This window comes from Candidatus Desulfatibia sp. (genome assembly GCF_036446775.1).
Classification (GTDB): Bacteria; Desulfobacterota; Desulfobacteria; order Desulfobacterales; family UBA11574; genus Desulfatibia_A.
Window position 1 is genome coordinate 1 of record NZ_JAZFTO010000303.1, and the last position, 2,717, is coordinate 2,717.

General features: G+C 48.0%; 3 protein-coding genes. All 3 read left to right on the forward strand.

The window, feature by feature from the left end; all coding sequences use genetic code 11:
• Positions 1-402 precede the first annotated feature (402 nt).
• On the forward strand, positions 403-1,257 hold the full coding sequence (gene panC, locus V3S16_RS14060) for a pantoate--beta-alanine ligase (protein ID WP_413886006.1): 855 nt from the start codon (positions 403-405) through the stop codon (positions 1,255-1,257).
• A 34-nt stretch (positions 1,258-1,291) separates the two neighbouring features.
• Positions 1,292-2,461, forward strand: a complete 1,170-nt coding sequence (gene metK / locus V3S16_RS14065; RefSeq protein ID WP_413886008.1) for a methionine adenosyltransferase — start codon at positions 1,292-1,294, stop codon at positions 2,459-2,461.
• 120 nt (positions 2,462-2,581) lie between these two features.
• Positions 2,582-2,717 (forward strand): adenosylhomocysteinase (locus tag V3S16_RS14070; RefSeq protein WP_413886009.1); only part of this gene is annotated, 136 nt, incomplete at its 3' end.

The window sequence follows — 2,717 nt, forward strand, 5'->3', positions numbered from 1 at the left end:
GTTCATTGAACTGGAGAGAATCTCCAGAACCCTGTATAAAGATTTTTTAAGGTCCAAATGCTCATTTAGCGCCTTGCTGATTTCATAAAGCAGGGTAATATTTTCGATTTTTTTCATGCTGTAAACTTTTCCAGGATGTTCATGTTCGGTTCGTTGAGCGTGCCTTTCTAATCAAAGAGTTGGGTTCAAAGGTTCAGAGGTTCAAAGGTTCAGGGTTCAGAGGTTCAAGGTTCAGAGGTTAAACGCAGAACCCGGAACCCAGAACCCAGACCGTTGAACGCAGAACGTTGAACCTGTGAACGCCCACTAAAGGTCTACGGTCATTTTTATCTGATGAATGACGAGGTCTGATGTTGACATTTTTTTGGTGTTGTTCTAATACCATTTTGCAAACATATTGAGGTGCGTGTTATCGAAATTATTCATACAATCGCAAAGATGCAGTCATACGCGGATCAAAGCCGGGGCAAAGGCAACATCATTGTTTTTGTTCCTACCATGGGCTATCTGCATGCAGGACATCTCTCTCTAATGCAGGAAGGATTGAAGCATGGAGATGATCTGGTGGTGAGTATTTTTATTAACCCGACCCAATTCGGTCCCGGAGAAGACTTAGACGCCTATCCGCGTGATTTAGAGAGGGACATCGAACTCGTCCGCAAAGAGGGTACAAAGGCACTCTTTACACCGGAGGCAAAAGAAATTTATGGCAGCCATTACCAAACCTATGTAGCTCTGGACAAACTCCCTGATCATCTTTGCGGAATTTCCAGGCCGATACACTTTAGGGGAGTTGCCACTGTTGTCGCCAAACTGTTCAACATTGTCAAACCCCATATCGCCGTTTTCGGACAGAAGGACTACCAGCAGCTGATTGTCATCCGTCAGATGGTTAAAGATCTTAATTTTGACATTAACATCATCGGGGCCCCCATCGTCAGGGAGCCCGACGGCATCGCCATGAGTTCGCGCAACAGTTATTTGACGCCCCGCCAGCGGATTTGTGCGCTCTCCCTTTACGAATCGTTGCTAAATGCTCGCAGGCTTGTTGAGAGTGGAGAAAAAGATGCCGTCAAAATTATAGCGGCGGCCTCCGATCTGATAAAATCCCACCCGGAAACCACGATCGATTATATTGCCGTCTGCGATTCTGAAACCCTCGATGAGGTGCAGATAATTGAACAGCCGGTATTGATGGCCCTGGCCGTCAAGGTCGGCACAACTCGCTTGATCGATAATATGATATTGAAACCATAATTAAGCATAACCAAAAAAATACAGGAGACAATTTATGAGCAATGAACAATTCTTTTTTACATCTGAATCTGTGACCGAAGGACATCCGGACAAGGTTGCCGATGCCATATCAGATTCCGTTCTGGACGCAATCTTAGAAAATGACAAACAGGGCCGGGTTGCCTGCGAAACTCTGGTCACCACCGGCCTGATTTTTATTGCCGGTGAAATCACAACCAGCTGTTATGTTGATATGCCGGAGGTTGCCCGCCGTACCGTCCGTGACATCGGATACAGTTCTTCTCTGATGGGCTTTGACTGGCAAACCTGTTCGGTTCTTACCAGCATCGATCAGCAATCAGCGGATATCGCTCAAGGGGTAGACGCCGGCAAAGGGCTTTTCAAGGAACAGGGCGCCGGTGATCAGGGCCTCATGTTCGGCTATGCCACCAACGAAACTCCTGAATTGATGCCCATGCCGATCATGTTTGCGCACAAGCTGAGCCAGCGTCTGGCCACCGTGCGCAAAAACGGCTCCCTCGATTTCCTAAGACCCGACGGAAAATCCCAGGTCACCATCGAGTATGAAAACGGCACCCCCAAACGGGTGGATACGGTCGTCATTGCCGCCCAGCACAAACCGGATGTCACTTACGAAGACTTGAAAGAAGCCATCATCGAAGAAGTTATCAAAAAGGTGATTCCCCGGGATATGACCGATGGCGACACCCGTTATTTCATCAATACCACCGGCAAATTTATTATCGGCGGCCCCATGGGAGATTGCGGCGTTACCGGACGCAAAATTATCGTCGACACGTACGGCGGACAGGGCAGCCACGGCGGCGGCTGCTTTTCCGGCAAGGACCCGTCCAAGGTGGACCGCAGCGGTTCCTACATGGCCCGGCACATCGCCAAAAACATCGTTGCCGCCGGCCTTGCCAAAAAATGTGAGATCCAGATCGCCTACGCCATCGGCGTGGCAAAACCGGTTTCCGTAATGCTGAATTTTATGGGAACGGGTGTTACACATAAAAACCGGCTTAAAGAGATCATCAACGATGTATTTGATTTAAGACCCGCGGCTATCATCGAATATCTTGATCTTTTGCGACCCATTTATCGCAAGACCGCGGCATACGGGCACTTTGGACGCAATGAACCTGAATTCAGCTGGGAAAAAACCAATATGGCGGATGTGCTGCGAGATAAGGCTGGATTGTAAAACTTGATTCAGCGATGCAGGATTCAGGAGGCAGGATACACGATTCAGGAGGCATGCGAAAGGAATCATGGATCATGCATCCTGAACATGGATCCTCTTTAAAAAGGAGATAGTCAACGGATGAAATATGATATTAAAGACATTAAACTTGCCAAGGAAGGTTTACTGCGCATCGAATGGGCCGGTCAGAGCATGCCGGTTCTCAATCAAATCAAAAAAAGATTCAAAAAGGAAAAGCCGTTGAAAGGCATTCGTG